We start from the raw sequence: 14,823 nt of genomic DNA, 5'->3' as shown, positions 1-14,823 counted from the left end.
TTTCAGTAACGATGCCCGAAAGACGCGCACCGCCGGCGTTGCTGCCCCGCCCGGCTCGCCCTGTGCCAGAAGGCCGTAGGCTCACCGTACGTCGAGGGCCGGAACCTTGGAGGCATTACCGCCCCCAGCCTCGCACCCGGAGCGAGGCCAGTCCCGACGCCGCTGTTCTCCCTGGTCAACCCGGTGGCCACCCAGACCCCCACAAAGAACAACACGGTCATTATGCGGGAGGCGGCGAAGGGTGTGGACAGACGATTTCTGCAGAAATCGTACAAGTCATTGAAATCGTGGAGAAGAATCTTCAAACGAGGCGTAAAACCACAGGAAACGGGCGGAATCTATCCACACCCTTGCGGGGCAGCTTTCTCCATGGATGACTGACGAAGCACTTCGATTCAGCGTTGACCGGTGCCGGGTAGGGATGATGGGCATGCTCCAGCCGGTTGGCCTCCATGCGCATCCCGTCGCAGATCGCCGACCCAGAAAGAAATCAGAAATATCACTTCTCTCGCGTCATCGCGGCAGCGACACCAGATGCAGCGGTCCACTGGACGTACAACGCCCATAGCGCTATCGCCTTGGCTATGACCGCGAAGAAAAAGACCGAGGCTCAGGAACCCGCCGACACGGCCACGCTTCGCGACACGCTGCGCCGGCTCTACCATGGGCGCACGCCCGGCGCCGTCCGCTTCCAGCTTGCGGTCATCATCATCGATCTCGCCATCCTCGCATTCTTCATTGCGACGCCGCTGCTGCAGGAGACCGCCTCGTTCCTGTGGCTCGACTATTCCGTCGCGGCCTTGCTTGCCGCCGATATCGTGGCAAGGCTCTACGCCTCCGCCGACATCCCGCGGCAACTCCGGCAGCCGACCGTCTGGGTCGACATCTTCATCCTGTTGACGCTGCTCTTCCCCGCGACACTCGCCAATCTCGGCTTCCTGCGGATTTTGAGGCTGTGGTCGCTGTCGCGCACCGGCTTCCTGTGGCGGCCGCTCGGTCATTACGGACTGGGCGAATGGCGTGAGACCACCCATGCGGTGGTGAATCTTTTGACCTTCCTCTTCATCATCACCGGCTTCGTCTACACCTTCTTCTTCCGCTCCGCCGGCGGCCTCGATGCCTATGTCGACGCGCTCTATTTCACGGTGGCGACGGTGACGACGACGGGCTTCGGCGACATCGTGCTGCCCGGCGTGTGGGGCAAGCTGACGGCCATCCTCACCATGATCATCGGCATCTCGCTGTTCGTGCGGCTGGCGCAGTCCATCTTCCGGCCGGCCAAGGTGTTTTTCCCCTGCCCGCAATGCGCGCTGCAGCGGCATGATCCCGACGCGGTGCACTGCAAGGCCTGCGGGCACATCCTGAAGATCCCGGACGACGGCGATTGACGGCGCGCTGATGCACTTTCGTGCGATGGACAAGACGGACGGTGTTCGCTACGCATCGCGCAGCAGTTTCAGCCGGGAGGAAGTTCACATGGCCCTTATCATCGAAGGCGAGGAAAAGATTGCCGCACCCGTGCAGAAGGTATGGGAGGCGCTGAACGACCCCGCCGTGCTGAAGGATTGCATTCCCGGCTGCCAGAGCCTGGAGATGAAGTCGCCGACCGACATGGCTGCGACCGTGGTGCTGAAGATCGGGCCGATCAAGGCGACCTTCGCCGGCGAGGTGACGCTGAAGAACCTGAAGCCGCCGCATTCCTACACGATCGCCGGTGAAGGCAAGGGCGGCATCGCCGGTTTCGCGAAGGGCGGCGCCGACGTGATCCTCAACGAAGACGGGCCGGACACGACGCTGCTCAAATACGCGGCCAAGGCCGATGTCGGCGGCAAGATCGCGCAGCTCGGCAGCCGGCTGATCACGTCCACGTCCAAGAAGCTCGCCGGCGAGTTCTTCTCCAACTTCAACAAGCGGGTGAGTGGGTAAGGGAGTAGGGAGTAGGGAGTAGGGAGTAGGGAGTAAATTCGATCGGATTGGCGCTACGGCAAACGCTTTCGATCCACGCCCTGCTAACGTGACTTCTTCCCCGTAAACACCGCCGGCCGTTTCGCCAGGAACGCCGCGACGCCTTCCTTGTAGTTGTCGGACTGGCCGGCTTCGTGCTGCAGCCTGCGCTCGACCTGCAACTGTTCTTCCAGCGTGTTGCCGGAAGCGGCGTGGATCGCCTTTTTGGTCAGCGCATAGGCATGCGTCGGGCCGTTGGCGAAAGCTTCGGCAAGCGCAGTCACCTCGTCCATCAACTTTTCGTCGTCGACAGCCCGCCAGATCAGGCCCCAGTTCGCGGCGTCTTCGGCGGAGAGCGGATGCGCCGTCAGCGCCAGCGCCTTGGCGCGGGCCTCGCCGAGATGGCGGGTCAGCCACCAGGTGCCGCCGGCATCGGGGATCAGCGCGATCTTCGAAAAGGCCTGGATGAATTTCGCCGATTTCGCTCCAATGACGATGTCGCAGGCAAGCGCGATGTTGGCGCCGGCGCCGGCGGCGACGCCGTTGACGGCGCAGATGACCGGCTTCTCCAGATTGCGAAGCTGCAGGATCAGCGGATTGTAGAAGGTTTCGAGCGTGCGGCCGAGATCGGGATTCTCGCCGAGAATCGTCGGGTCGCGGTCGAAGAGGTCCTGGCCCGCGCAGAAGCCGCGACCTGCCCCGGTCAGCACCACGGCACGGCAGGCATCGTCCTTGGCGCACTCGTTCAGCGCAGCCCGCAACGCCAGGTGCTGCGCCTCGTTGAAGGCGTTCAGCCGGTCGGGGCGGTTGAGGGTGAGCACGGCATAACCGTCGCGGCGCTCGTGCAGGACGGGGGATTCGGTAGGCAATTGAGGTCTCTCCTCCGAGCGAGTAGTGAGTAGTGAGTAGTGAGTAGTGAGTAGTGAGTAGTGAGTAGTGAGTAGTGTTCGCTTTCGGCCCGTACGAGCGCAAGCTCTCCGGGCGACGCTCGATTCACTATTCCCTACTCACTATTCCCTACTCACTCACCTCATTCAAAAACAATCGACGGCACCGCCGCTTCCGCTGCGCCGCGCTCCTCGTTGAGGCGTTCCCACACTTTCGTGGCGATGTCGCGGTAGATTTTCGCTTCCGCCCCGTCCGGCTTCGAGACGACGACCGGCGCGCCGGCGTCGGAGCTTTCTCGGATGCCCATTTCCAGCGGCACTTCTCCAAGGAAACTGACGCCAAGGCGCTCGGCCTCCCTGCGCGCGCCGCCATGGCCGAAGATGTCGTAACGCTTGCCGGTGTCAGGGGCGACGAAATAGCTCATGTTCTCGACAATGCCGAGCAGCGGCACCTCGACCTTCCTGAACATGTTGAGGCCCTTGCGGGCGTCGATGAGGGCCAGATCCTGCGGCGTCGAGACGATGACAGCGCCGGCAAGCGGTACGGACTGGGCCATGGTGAGCTGCGCGTCGCCGGTGCCGGGCGGCATGTCGACGACCAGCACGTCGAGCAGGCCCCATTCGACCTCGCGCAGCATCTGGGTGAGCGCCGACATCACCATCGGACCGCGCCAGATCATCGGCGTCTCCTCGTCGACGAGGAAGCCCATCGACATGACCTTGAGGCCGTAGTTCTGCATCGGCTTCAGAACCTTGCCGTCAACGGTCTCGGGGCGGCCATGGATGTTCAGAAGCCGCGGCATCGACGGACCGTAGATGTCGGCATCGAGCACACCGACCTTCAGCCCATTGGCGGCAAGGCCGAGCGCGATATTGGCGGCGGTGGTCGACTTGCCGACGCCGCCCTTGCCGCTGGCCACCGCGATGATCGCCTCGATGCCGGGCACGCCACGTTTGGCGGGCTGTTGGCCGGAAGGTGCATGCGGGGCGGGTCTCGGCGAGGCTGGAGGCGTCGCGGGTCTTGCCGCGGGCGGCGCCGGACGGGGTGCTGCGGGACGCGGCGGAACCGGTGCCTCCATGCCGCCGCCCTTCTTTTCGGCGGTCAAGGCCACCATGGCGCCTGCGACGCCTGGAATTGCGGTGACCACCCGTTCGGCCGCGGCGCGCAGGGCTTCGAGTTCCTGCGCCCGGGCGGCCGGCACGGTGATCGAGAAGAAAACCTTGCTGTCGGCAATGAAGATGTCGGAGACCAGCCCGAGGCTGACGATATCGCCCTCGAAATCCGGGCCCTTGATCGTCTTCAGCCGCTCGATGACGGCTTCCTTGGTGACGGACATTTCGCGCTTCAAACTCCCTGTTGCGCTTCAGATAGTGCAGATCGCCGGCAGAACCAAGCGCAGGCGCGACCATCGCTGTCGGTGCAGGGGTGTGTGCTCAGGCGAAAATCCCGGCGACCGCGTAGGTCAGCGCGGCGATCAGCGCGGTTGCCGGCAGGGTGATGATCCAGGCCCAGACGATGTTGCCGGCGAGGCCCCAGCGAACCGCCGAGACGCGGCGGGCAGCGCCGACACCGATGATCGCGCCGGTGATGGTGTGGGTGGTCGAGACGGGGATGCCGAGCCACGTCGCGGCGAACAGGGTGATGGCGCCGCCGGTTTCGGCGCAGAAGCCCTGCATGGGATTGAGCTTGGTGATCTTCGAGCCCATCGTGTGGACGATGCGCCAGCCGCCAAACAGAGTGCCGAGCGCCAGCGCGGCCTGGCAGGAAATGACCACCCAGAAGGGCACGTAGAACGTGTCGCCGAGCTGGCCCTGCGAATAGAGCAGCACCGCGATGATGCCCATCGTCTTCTGCGCGTCGTTGCCGCCGTGGCCGAGCGAATAGAGCGAGGCGGAGACGAATTGCAGCACCCGGAAGGTGCTGTCGACGGCGAAGGGCGACTGGCGCACGAATATCCACGAGACGGCAAGCACCAGCGCCAGCGCGAGGACAAAGCCGGTGAGCGGCGACAGCACGATCGCGGCGGTGGTCTTCAGCACGCCCCATACGACGACGGCACCGACACCGGCCTTGGCGACGCCGGCGCCGATCATGCCGCCGATCAGCGCGTGCGAGCTCGACGACGGAATGCCGTACATCCAGGTGACGACGTTCCAGACAATGGCGCCGACGAGGGCGGCGAAAATGACGCGCGGGTCGACGATGCTGGCGTCGATGATGCCGGTGCCCAGCGTTTCGGCGACATGCAGGCCGAAGAACATGAAGGCGATGAAATTGAAGAACGCGGCCCAGAACACCGCATATTGCGGCCGCAGAACCCGCGTCGAGACGATGGTTGCGATCGAATTGGCGGCGTCGTGCAGGCCGTTGAGGAAGTCGAAGAACAGCGCGACGCCGATCAGGCCGATCAGAATTGGAAAGGCGAGCGAGGCGTCCATCAGACGTTTTCGATCACGATGCCGCTGATCTCGTTGGCGACGTCCTCGAAGCGGTCTACCACCTTTTCGAGCTCGCCGTAGATCTCGCTGCCGATCATGTAGGCCATGGGGTCGGTCTTGCCATACCGGTGGAACAGATCCTTCAGGCCCTGTTCGTGAAGGTCGTCGGCGCGTCCCTCGACCCGCATCACCTCCTCGGCCAGTGCCTGCAGCCGCGCCGCGTGAGTACCGACCTTGTTGAGCAGCGGAATGGCCTCGGCGTTGAGCTTGGCGGCCTGGACGATCAGCGCGCCCATCTCCTGCATCTTCGGGTCGAACTCTTTCTGCTCGAACAGGGTCACCGTCTTGACCACCTTGCGCATCATGTCGATGGCGTCGTCCATCGACTGGATGAGATCCTTGATGTCGCCGCGGTCGAAGGGCGTGATGAAGCTCTTGTGGACGGCGATCAGCACGTTGGCGGTGATCGCATCGGCCTTATCTTCCAGTTCGATGATCTCGCGGCCATGGCGCTCGATGCCATCTCCGCCGGCCAGAAGTTTCTGCAATGCCTCGGCGCCGCTGACGACGGTACGCGCATGCTCGGCGAAAAGATCGAAGAACTTGTCCTCGCGGGGCAGCAAAGCCCGGAACCAACCCAGCATGGCCGCGCACTCCTTTCAGGAATCAGGTCAACCGGTTGTTACTTAGCCCATTGCGCGGGCTGCGACGTCCTTTTCATAGCCGGCAAAACGGCGTTGTCCACGGCAGAGTTCCGTCAGAAGCGGCCTTGTTGCGCTGGTTACGCCCCGGTCAGCCCCGCGCTGGCGCAAATCCCGGCGGAAGGTTAGCTTGCCGCCATGATCGACAAACTGGAATTCTTCATCGCGCTGGCCAAGGAACAGCATTTCGGGCGCGCCGCAGAAACGTTGGGTATCACGCAGCCGACGCTTTCGGCGGCGATCAAGCAGCTGGAGGACCAGCTCGGCGTCATGCTGGTGCTGCGCGGCTCGCGCTTCCAGGGGCTGACGCCGGAGGGCGAGCAGGTGCTGACCTGGGCGCGGCGCATCGCCGGCGACACCCGCACGATGCGCGAGGAGATGCGGGCGGCGCGACACGGCCTTTCCGGTCGCATCCGCATCGCCGCGATCCCGACCGCGCTCGCCATGGTGCCGCGGCTCACCACGCCGTTCCGCGACAAGCATCCGGGCGTTACCTTCTCGGTGCTGTCGCGCACCTCGATCGAGGTTCTGTCGCTGCTCGGCAATTTCGATATCGAGGCCGGCATCACCTATCTTGACAACGAGCCGCTGGGACGGGTGACCAGCGTACCGCTCTATTCCGAGCGCTACCAGCTCATCACCGCGGCCGGCAACGTGTTCGCCGACCGCAACCAGGTCACCTGGGCGGAAGTGAGCACCCAGCCTCTCTGCCTGCTGACGCCCGACATGCAGAACAGGCGCATCATCGACCAGCATCTGGCAGAAGCCGGCTCGGTGGCACGGCCGACGCTCGAATCGAATTCAATGATCGTCTTGTTTTCGCATATTCGCACCGGCAAATGGTCATCGATCATGCCGCTCAATCTCGCCGAGACCTTCGGCTTCGCCGAGCCGATCCGTGCCATTCCGATCGTCGAGCCCGACGCCAGCCATCTGGTTGGGCTGGTCGCGGCCAAGCGCGAGCCGCACACGCCGCTCGTCAAGGCGCTTCTTGACGAGGCGATGGCGCTGGCGAACGATTTCAAGTCTGGCCGCTAAGCCCTCGATTGATAGAAAAAATCTATCAACTGACGAAACAGCTTTATTGATTCCGGGTGTTTCGTTTGATTTTCTGCCGGCTCAATTGAAGACCGTTATAGGGAGGGCGCTGCATGACAATGCAGCCGGCAGGTACCCAGGTCGCGTCACGAACGACGGCGATCATCGAGGAACTCAAGGGTCTCGAAGGAGCCCTTCTCCCCATTTTGCATGAAATCCAGGAAGAATTCGGCCATGTGCCGGCGGAATCGCTGCCGGTCATCGCCGAGGCGCTCAATATCTCCAACGCGGAAGTGCACGGCGTCGTCACCTTCTATCACGACTACCGCGCTCATCCGGCCGGCCGCCACGTGCTGAAAGTCTGCCGCGCCGAGGCCTGCCAGTCGATGGGAGGCGATGCGATCGCCGCGCAGATCCAGCAGCGGCTGGGCATCGGCTTTCACGAGACCACCAAGGACAATTCGGTGACGCTGGAGCCGGTCTATTGCCTCGGCCTCTGCGCCTGCTCGCCGTCGGCCATGCTGGACGGCGAGGTGATCGGCCGGCTGGACGCGGAAAAGATCGACGAGATCGTCGAGGAGGTGCGGCGGTGAGCTGCTTCGTGCGTCAGACTGCCCCTCACCCTTACCCTCTCCCCGTGAAGAACGGGGAGAGGGGGTCGCCAACGTCGAAGCCCCCCTCTCCCCGCTGGCGGGGAGAGGGTAAGGGTGAGGGGCAAGGCACTAGTGCCGAGGTGCTCGCATGACGGTGACCATCTACATCCCCCGCGATTCCGGCGCTTTGGCGCTCGGCGCCGAAAAGGTGGCCAAAGCGGTCGAGACCGAGATTTCCGAACGCGGTCTCGACGCAAAAATCGTGCGCAACGGCTCGCGCGGCCTTTACTGGCTGGAGCCGATGGTCGAGGTCGAGACGCCCGCCGGCCGTGTCGCCTACGGGCCGGTCAAGGCCAAGGACGTGGCGTCGCTGTTCGAGGCCGGGCTTGGGCTCACCACGCACAGCGCGCATCCGCTGTTCCTCGGCGATCCCGAAAAAATCCCGTTCCTGGCAAAACAGACCCGCCTCACCTTCGCCCGCTGCGGCATCACCGATCCGCTGTCGCTAGACGACTACCGGGCGCACGGCGGCCTCAAAGGGCTCGAAAACGCCGTCGCGATGGCGCCTGCCGACATCGTCAAGCAGGTCACCGAGTCCGGCCTGCGCGGCCGCGGCGGCGCCGGCTTCCCGACCGGCATCAAATGGAAGACGGTGCTCGACCAGACCGACGACCGCAAATACATCGTCTGCAATGCCGACGAGGGCGACAGCGCCACTTTTGCCGACCGCATGATCATGGAGGGCGATCCCTTCGTGTTGATCGAAGGCATGGCGATCGCCGGCGTCGCGACCGGCGCGACCAAGGGTTACATCTATATCCGCTTGGAATATCCGCACGCCGTCGCCACGATGAATGCGGCGATCGGCATCGCGCGCCAGGCCGGCGTGCTGGGCGTCAATGTGCTCGGCTCCCCCAACGCCTTCGACATGGAAGTGCGGGTCGGCGCCGGCGCCTATGTCTGCGGCGAGGAAACCTCGCTGCTCAACAGCCTGGAGGGCAAGCGCGGCGTGGTGCGGGCCAAACCGCCGCTGCCTGCGATCCAGGGGCTGTTCGGCAAGCCGACGGTCATCAACAACGTCATCAGCCTGGCTTCGGTGCCGATCATCATGGACAAGGGCGCCGAGCACTACAAAGATTTCGGCATGGGCCGTTCGCGCGGCACCATTCCGATCCAGATCGCCGGCAACGTCAAGCATGGCGGCCTGTTCGAGGCAGCCTTCGGCCTGTCGCTCGGCGAGATCATCGACGACATCGGCGGCGGCACCGCGACCGGCCGGCCGGTGAAGGCGGCGCAGGTGGGCGGACCGCTGGGCGCCTACTTCCCGCGTGCATTGTTCGACACGCCGTTCGACTACGAAGCCTTCGCGGCGAAGGACGGGCTGATCGGGCACGCCGGCATCACGGTGTTCGACGAAAGCGCCGACATGCTGAAGCAGGCGCGTTTCGCCATGGAATTCTGCGCCGTCGAAAGCTGCGGCAAGTGCACGCCCTGCCGCATCGGCTCGGTTCGCGGCATCGAGACGCTGGACAAGGTGGCGCAGGGTGTCGAGCGCGACAAGAATCTCGCGCTGGTCGCCGATCTCTGCAACACGATGAAATTCGGCTCACTGTGCGCGCTTGGCGGCTTCACGCCCTATCCGGTGATGAGCGCGATCAATCATTTCCCCGAGGATTTCGGGCCGCATCCGATGAAGGAGGCGGCGGAGTGATGGCCCCTGGTAGGAGAAGCAGCATGGATCTCGTTCGCGAAATCGATTTCGGCACCCCCGCTTCCACCTCCGAGAAACAGGTGACGCTCACCGTCGACGGCAAGACGATCACCGTGCCGGAGGGCACGTCGATCATGCGGGCCTCGATGGAGGCAGGCGTCGAGATCCCGAAGCTGTGCGCCACCGACATGGTCGACGCCTTCGGTTCGTGCCGGGTCTGCCTGGTCGAGATCGACGGACGCGGCGGCACGCCGGCATCCTGCACGACGCCGGTCGGCGAAGGCATGGTGGTGCACACGCAGACGGACCGGCTGAATGCGATCCGGCGCGGCGTGATGGAACTCTATGTTTCCGACCATCCGAGCGCCTGGAACGAGACCCCAGGAACCGGCGCCAGCGAGTTCGACAAGGTCGCAGCCGAGATCGGGCTCACCGAGAACCGTTACGGCACCGAGGGCCGCAACCATGTGGCGCCGGGCAACGGCTCGCTCACCATCGACTACATGGTGCGCGACGAATCGAACCCCTATTTCACCTATGACCCGGCGCAATGCATCGTCTGCTCGCGCTGCGTGCGCGCCTGCGAGGAGGTGCAGGGCACGTTCGCGCTGACCATCGAAGGCCGCGGCTTCGAGAGCCGCGTGTCGGCCGGCATGCACCAGTCCTTCCTCGAGAGCGAATGCGTTTCCTGCGGCGCCTGCGTGCAGGCCTGCCCGACCGATGCGCTGCGTGAAAAGACGGTGCTGGAAAAGGGGCTGCCGGAGCGTTCGGTGGTCACCACCTGCGCCTATTGCGGCGTCGGCTGCTCGTTCAAGGCCGAGGTCAAGGGCGACGAGGTCGTCCGCATGATGCCCTACAAGGGCGGCAAGGCAAATCACGGCCATTCCTGCGTCAAGGGGCGGTTCGCCTACGGCTACGCGACCCACGAAGACCGCATTCTCAAGCCGATGCTCCGCGAGAAGATCACCGATCCCTGGCGCGAGGTCTCGTGGGAGGAGGCGATTGCCTATACCGCCAGCGAGTTCCGCCGCATCCAGTATCAATACGGGCGTGGCGCGGTCGGCGGCATAACCTCCTCGCGCTGCACCAACGAGGAAACCTATCTCGTCCAGAAGATGGTCCGGCAGGGCTTCCTCAACAACAATGTCGACACCTGCGCGCGCGTCTGCCATTCGCCGACCGGCTACGGGCTTGGCCAGACCTTCGGCACCTCGGCCGGCACGCAGGATTTCGATTCGGTCGAGCATACCGACGTCGTGGTGGTCATCGGCGCCAATCCGGTCTCGGCGCACCCCGTGTTCGCATCGCGCCTCAAGAAGCGGCTGCGCCAGGGCGCCAAGCTGATCGTCATCGATCCCCGGCGGACCGAGATGGTGCGCTCGCCGCACATCGAGGCGGCGCATCACCTGCCGCTGAAGCCCGGTACCAATGTCGCGATGCTGACCGCGCTCGCGCATGTCATCGTCACCGAGGGCCTGTTCAACGAAGCGTTCATCCGCGAGCGCTGCGACTGGGCCGAGTTCCAGGACTGGGCGTCGTTCGTGGCGCTGCCCGAGAACAGTCCGGAGACGGTCGGCGGCTACGCCGGCGTCAACCCGGAGGAAATCCGCGGCGCAGCCCGGCTCTACGCACGCGGCGGCAACGGCGCGATCTACTACGGCCTCGGCGTCACCGAGCACAGCCAGGGCTCGACCGCCGTCATCGCCATCGCCAACCTGGCCATGGCAACCGGCAATATCGGCCGGCCGGGCGTCGGCGTGAACCCGCTGCGCGGCCAGAACAACGTGCAGGGCTCCTGCGACATGGGCTCTTTCCCGCACGAACTGCCGGGCTACCGGCACATTTCGGGCGATGCGGTGCGCGACATCTATGAAAGCCTGTGGGGCGTCAAGCTCGACAACGAGCCCGGCCTGCGCATCCCGAACATGCTGGACGCCGCCGTCGACGGCTCATTCAAGGGCATCTACATCCAGGGCGAGGACATCCTGCAGTCCGACCCCGACACCAAGCATGTCTCGGCAGGTCTTGCCGCGATGGAGTGCGTCGTCGTGCACGACCTCTTCCTCAACGAGACCGCGCGCTACGCCCATGTCTTCCTGCCCGGCTCGACCTTCCTCGAGAAGGACGGCACCTTCACCAATGCCGAGCGCCGCATGAACCTTGTGCGCAAGGTGCTGGAACCCAAGGCCACCTACGCCGACTGGGAAGCCACGCAGCTGCTCGCTCGGGCGATCGGGCTCGACTGGAACTACACGCATCCGTCGGAAATCCTCGACGAGATCGCGGCGACCACGCCGAGCTTCGCCGGCGTCTCCTTCGCCAAGCTCGAGGAGATGGGCTCGGTGCAGTGGCCATGCAACGAAAAGGCGCCCGCCGGCACCCCGATCATGCATATCGACGGCTTCGTGCGCGGCAAGGGCAAGTTCATCCGCACCGAATACGTGGCCACCGACGAGAAGACGGGGCCGCGCTTCCCGCTGCTGCTCACCACCGGGCGCATCCTCAGCCAGTATAATGTCGGCGCGCAGACAAGGCGCACGCACAATGTGATGTGGCACGACGAGGACCGGCTGGAGATCCATCCGCACGACGCCGAGAACCGCGGTCTGCGCGACGGCGACTGGGTGCGGCTGGCATCCCGCGCCGGCGAGACGACGCTGCGCGCACTGATCACCGAGCGCGTCGCACCGGGCGTCGTCTACACCACCTTCCACCACCCCGACACGCAGGCGAATGTCATCACCACCGACTTCTCCGACTGGGCGACCAACTGTCCGGAATACAAGGTGACCGCGGTGCAGGTGAGCCCGTCCAACGGGCCGAGCGACTGGCAGGAAGAATACGAGGAACTGTCGCGGAAGAGCCGGCGGATCGAAGGCAGGCTCGAGGCGGCGGAATAGTTTGGCCGAACTGACGCCCCCTCCACCATGCTTCGCATGGTCCCCCTCCCCCGCTTCGCAGGGGAGGATCGGTAGCGGCATCGCCGGCACGACCTGGATCCTCCACCGTTTACGGGGGAGGGTGACCGCCGAAGGCGGTGGAGGGGGCGCTTCCAAGCCATGACCCGCCCCGCCATCACCCAGACCAGTCGCATCGCGCGCCGTCCGAGTGGAACGACGGCCGCCGCCCGCATGGTGCCGGAAGAGACGCCGGTGGCGTTTTCCTATGCAGGCACGACACACGCGGTGATGATGGCGTCGCCCGCCGACTTCGAGGATTTCGCGCTCGGCTTCTCGCTGACTGAAGGCATCGTTGCCTCCCCTGACGAGATCGAGGCGATCGAGGTCGAGGACCTCGGCGCCGGCATCGACATCCAGATCCGGCTCAAGGACAAGGCCAACACGCGCTTCGAGGCGCGGCGGCGGCGGCTTGCCGGCCCGGTCGGCTGCGGCCTCTGCGGCATCGAATCCATTGAGGAGGCAATGCGCTCGGTCGATGACGTCCGTCAGTCATCGCTTACGCTTTCGGCCAACGACATCGTGCAGGCAGTGAAGCTGCTTTCAAGACAGCAGCCGCTGCACGCGGAAACCGGGGCGGTGCATGCGGCGGGGTTTTGCGTGCCAGGCAAGGGCATCGTGGCGGCGCGCGAGGATGTCGGCCGGCACAATGCGCTCGACAAGCTCGCCGGCGCGCTTGCCAGGGCGGGCATCGACGGCGCCAGTGGCGCGGTGGTGGTGACGTCGCGGGTGTCCGTCGAGATGGTGCAGAAGACGGCGTCGATCGGCGCCTCCTTCATCATCGCGGTGTCGGCGCCGACGGCACTTGCCATCCGCACGGCCGACGAGAGCGGCATGACGCTCGTCGCCCTGGTGCGCGGCGAGGATTTCGATATTTTCACCGGTCCCGACCGGGTGACCAGCGGAGTTGCCAAAAATGTCGCATGACGAAATGCACACATCGAGCACCGAGGAAAAGCTGGTGCGCATGGCCAACCAGATCGGCACGTTCTTCATGTCGAAGCCGCATGACGAAGGCGTTGCCGGCACCGCCGAGCATATCAACAAGTTCTGGGAGCCGCGCATGCGGCGGCAATTCTTCGAGATCGTCGATGCAGGCGGCGAAGGATTGTTGCCGATCGTGATGGAGGCGACCGCGAAGATCAGGCGACCGAACGAGCACATGACGCGTGCCCAGGCTGCCGAAGCCGACGTCAGCGGCTGAGCAAGGCTGCTGCGAGCAAGGTGCGTCCTTCGAGGCTCGCTGCGCTCGCACCTCAGGATGAGGAAGGTTTGCGCCAACGGTCCTCATCCTGAGGTGCGAGCCCGCACGGTCGCTTGAGATTTCATGCAGTCTGGGATCGGCGAGCCTCGAAGGGCGCACGATCAATGGAATCGTTTGGCCCGCCACCAGACCCCCACAACGGAGGTGGAGCGCTGACCTACCCCGCCTTCTTCCAACCATTCCGGATGTGCTTGTAGCCGTCCTTGTACACGGCTTCCGGGCTCTCTGCGAAATCGCGCCACACCTTTGTCGCCGCGGCCAGGTCCTTCAGGCCCCGGCCGAAGGATTCGATGGTCAACCAGCCGTCGTAGCCGCTCTTCCTGATCGCCGCGAAGGTTTCCGGCCAGGGGATGTTGCCGCGCCCCGGCACGCCGCGGTCGTTTTCCGAAATGTGGATGTGGACGACATTCTTCCTGTGCTTCGTATAGGCCTTGATCGGGTCAGCCTCCTCGATGTTGGCATGGAAGGTGTCGTACATGGCCCTGATGTTGGGGTGGCCGATTTCATCGATATGTCCCGACAGGTCGGCCATGGTGTTCACGAGATAACATTCGAAGCGGTTCAGCGCCTCGAGCCCGATGGTGACGCCGTGCTTGCCGGCATGGTCGCCGATGGTCCGCTGCGAGGAGACCGAACGCTTTTTCTCGGCGCTGGTCGGACCAACGCCAGAGAATTGGCCGAGCGTCGAGTGAAGCGGACCTGACAGAAATTTCGCGCCGAGCGCTTCCGAACAGTCGATCGCCCATTTCATGTAATCGATGCCGGCTTTGCGGGTGGCAGCATCCGGCGCGATCAGGTTCATCTTCGGATCGCCCATCGCCGAAACCGCGGTGCGCTCGAGACCGATGCGGTCGAGCATGGCGCCGAGCCTTTTGTAATCGTCGGGCATGCCTTCGAAAATCGGTATCTCGACGCCGTCATAGCCGGTCGCGCGCAAATCCCTGAGCAGCGCCTCGTGTTTTTTCGAGACGCTGGTGGTCCACAGGAACATGCAGAAGCCGATTTTCATGAAGTGCCCTCCCCGATTTTGTCGGGGCGGACACTAGCGCGGAAAATCTGGTAGGACCAGATGGGGATTGCGGAATCTGGCCAAGGTTGATGCCGTTACCCCTCACCCGGATTGCCAACCTCGCCGCTACGCGGCTCGGAGCAATCCGACCTCTCCCACAAGGGGAGAGCGACTGTCTTGGCGGTCAAGCGTTTTGCCATGGTTTTTGGTCTCGGATTATTGCGTTGAGGATGGTGAGCAGTTTGCGCGCGGTTGCGACGATAGCGACGATTTTTGGTTT

13 protein-coding genes and 1 pseudogene are annotated in these 14,823 nt (G+C 64.3%); 8 read left to right on the top strand and 6 right to left on the bottom strand.

The annotated features are described in order from the left end of the window. Positions 1-584: 584 nt before the first annotated feature. Both OHD58_RS25025 and OHD58_RS25020 read left to right on the top strand, forming a co-directional pair. Positions 585-1,388: a potassium channel family protein gene (locus OHD58_RS25025; protein ID WP_263806376.1), complete on the top strand. Its 804-nt coding sequence runs from the start codon at positions 585-587 to the stop codon at positions 1,386-1,388. Between the two features lie 88 nt (positions 1,389-1,476). Next, positions 1,477-1,926 carry an SRPBCC family protein gene (locus tag OHD58_RS25020; RefSeq protein WP_263806375.1) on the top strand — a complete coding sequence of 150 codons (450 nt, stop codon included), beginning with the start codon at positions 1,477-1,479 and terminating at the stop codon, positions 1,924-1,926. Positions 1,927-2,009: 83 nt separating this feature from the next. Here OHD58_RS25020 and paaG read toward each other — a convergent pair whose 3' ends face one another. The 4 genes from paaG to OHD58_RS25000 form a co-directional block, all read right to left on the bottom strand. Beyond that, positions 2,010-2,813: a 2-(1,2-epoxy-1,2-dihydrophenyl)acetyl-CoA isomerase PaaG gene (gene paaG / locus OHD58_RS25015; RefSeq protein WP_263806374.1), complete on the bottom strand. Its 804-nt coding sequence runs from the start codon at positions 2,811-2,813 to the stop codon at positions 2,010-2,012. Between the two features lie 161 nt (positions 2,814-2,974). Then, a complete protein-coding gene (locus OHD58_RS25010; RefSeq protein WP_263806373.1) occupies positions 2,975-4,168 on the bottom strand; it encodes an Mrp/NBP35 family ATP-binding protein in 1,194 nt (397 codons plus the stop codon). A gap of 97 nt (positions 4,169-4,265) precedes the next feature. Beyond that, a complete protein-coding gene (locus OHD58_RS25005) occupies positions 4,266-5,270 on the bottom strand; it encodes an inorganic phosphate transporter (protein WP_263806372.1) in 1,005 nt (334 codons plus the stop codon). Continuing rightward, on the bottom strand, positions 5,270-5,914 hold the full coding sequence (locus OHD58_RS25000) for a DUF47 domain-containing protein (RefSeq protein ID WP_263806370.1): 645 nt from the start codon (positions 5,912-5,914) through the stop codon (positions 5,270-5,272). The genes OHD58_RS25005 and OHD58_RS25000 overlap by 1 nt, the downstream gene beginning before the upstream one ends. A gap of 195 nt (positions 5,915-6,109) precedes the next feature. Between OHD58_RS25000 and OHD58_RS24995 the strand changes: the two genes are divergently transcribed. The 6 genes from OHD58_RS24995 (at position 6,110) to OHD58_RS24970 (ending at position 13,474) form a co-directional block, all read left to right on the top strand. Next, on the top strand, positions 6,110-7,009 hold the full coding sequence (locus tag OHD58_RS24995; RefSeq protein ID WP_263806369.1) for a LysR family transcriptional regulator: 900 nt from the start codon (positions 6,110-6,112) through the stop codon (positions 7,007-7,009). A gap of 113 nt (positions 7,010-7,122) precedes the next feature. Further along, positions 7,123-7,602: a formate dehydrogenase subunit gamma gene (locus tag OHD58_RS24990; protein ID WP_263806367.1), complete on the top strand. Its 480-nt coding sequence runs from the start codon at positions 7,123-7,125 to the stop codon at positions 7,600-7,602. 148 nt (positions 7,603-7,750) lie between these two features. Continuing rightward, positions 7,751-9,313 carry a formate dehydrogenase beta subunit gene (locus tag OHD58_RS24985; RefSeq protein ID WP_263806366.1) on the top strand — a complete coding sequence of 521 codons (1,563 nt, stop codon included), beginning with the start codon at positions 7,751-7,753 and terminating at the stop codon, positions 9,311-9,313. A 23-nt stretch (positions 9,314-9,336) separates the two neighbouring features. Beyond that, the gene (fdhF, locus tag OHD58_RS24980) at positions 9,337-12,213 is read left to right on the top strand and encodes a formate dehydrogenase subunit alpha (RefSeq protein WP_263806365.1); all 2,877 of its coding nucleotides are present in this window, start codon (positions 9,337-9,339) and stop codon (positions 12,211-12,213) included. Between the two features lie 159 nt (positions 12,214-12,372). Next, positions 12,373-13,197 carry a formate dehydrogenase accessory sulfurtransferase FdhD gene (gene fdhD / locus OHD58_RS24975; protein WP_263806363.1) on the top strand — a complete coding sequence of 275 codons (825 nt, stop codon included), beginning with the start codon at positions 12,373-12,375 and terminating at the stop codon, positions 13,195-13,197. Next, the gene (locus tag OHD58_RS24970; RefSeq protein WP_263806361.1) at positions 13,187-13,474 is read left to right on the top strand and encodes a formate dehydrogenase subunit delta; all 288 of its coding nucleotides are present in this window, start codon (positions 13,187-13,189) and stop codon (positions 13,472-13,474) included. The genes fdhD and OHD58_RS24970 overlap by 11 nt, the downstream gene beginning before the upstream one ends. 217 nt (positions 13,475-13,691) lie before the next feature. Here OHD58_RS24970 and OHD58_RS24965 read toward each other — a convergent pair whose 3' ends face one another. Both OHD58_RS24965 and OHD58_RS24960 read right to left on the bottom strand, forming a co-directional pair. Then, on the bottom strand, positions 13,692-14,543 hold the full coding sequence (locus tag OHD58_RS24965) for a sugar phosphate isomerase/epimerase family protein (protein WP_263806360.1): 852 nt from the start codon (positions 14,541-14,543) through the stop codon (positions 13,692-13,694). Positions 14,544-14,727: 184 nt separating this feature from the next. Further along, positions 14,728-14,823 (bottom strand): annotated as a pseudogene (locus OHD58_RS24960) (IS110 family transposase); the annotation flags it as partial.

Origin of the sequence: Mesorhizobium sp. ZC-5 (assembly GCF_025753855.1) — a bacterium.
Taxonomy (GTDB): domain Bacteria; phylum Pseudomonadota; class Alphaproteobacteria; order Rhizobiales; family Rhizobiaceae; genus Neomesorhizobium.
Note: the sequence above shows the minus strand (reverse complement) of the source record. Positions and strands in the feature narration are given on the sequence as shown.

Bases quoted from the DNA above. Each gene is read 5' to 3' on its own strand.
- OHD58_RS25025 (WP_263806376.1), top strand. From the start codon at position 585: ATGACCGCGAAGAAAAAGACCGAGGCTCAGGAACCCGCCGACACGGCC.
- OHD58_RS25020 (WP_263806375.1), top strand. From the start codon at position 1,477: ATGGCCCTTATCATCGAAGGCGAGGAAAAGATTGCCGCACCCGTGCAG.
- OHD58_RS25010 (WP_263806373.1), bottom strand. From the start codon at position 4,168: ATGTCCGTCACCAAGGAAGCCGTCATCGAGCGGCTGAAGACGATCAAG.
- OHD58_RS25005 (WP_263806372.1), bottom strand. From the start codon at position 5,270: ATGGACGCCTCGCTCGCCTTTCCAATTCTGATCGGCCTGATCGGCGTC.
- OHD58_RS25000 (WP_263806370.1), bottom strand. From the start codon at position 5,914: ATGCTGGGTTGGTTCCGGGCTTTGCTGCCCCGCGAGGACAAGTTCTTC.
- OHD58_RS24995 (WP_263806369.1), top strand. From the start codon at position 6,110: ATGATCGACAAACTGGAATTCTTCATCGCGCTGGCCAAGGAACAGCAT.
- OHD58_RS24990 (WP_263806367.1), top strand. From the start codon at position 7,123: ATGACAATGCAGCCGGCAGGTACCCAGGTCGCGTCACGAACGACGGCG.
- OHD58_RS24985 (WP_263806366.1), top strand. From the start codon at position 7,751: ATGACGGTGACCATCTACATCCCCCGCGATTCCGGCGCTTTGGCGCTC.
- fdhF (WP_263806365.1), top strand. From the start codon at position 9,337: ATGGATCTCGTTCGCGAAATCGATTTCGGCACCCCCGCTTCCACCTCC.
- fdhD (WP_263806363.1), top strand. From the start codon at position 12,373: ATGACCCGCCCCGCCATCACCCAGACCAGTCGCATCGCGCGCCGTCCG.
- OHD58_RS24970 (WP_263806361.1), top strand. From the start codon at position 13,187: ATGTCGCATGACGAAATGCACACATCGAGCACCGAGGAAAAGCTGGTG.
- OHD58_RS24965 (WP_263806360.1), bottom strand. From the start codon at position 14,543: ATGAAAATCGGCTTCTGCATGTTCCTGTGGACCACCAGCGTCTCGAAA.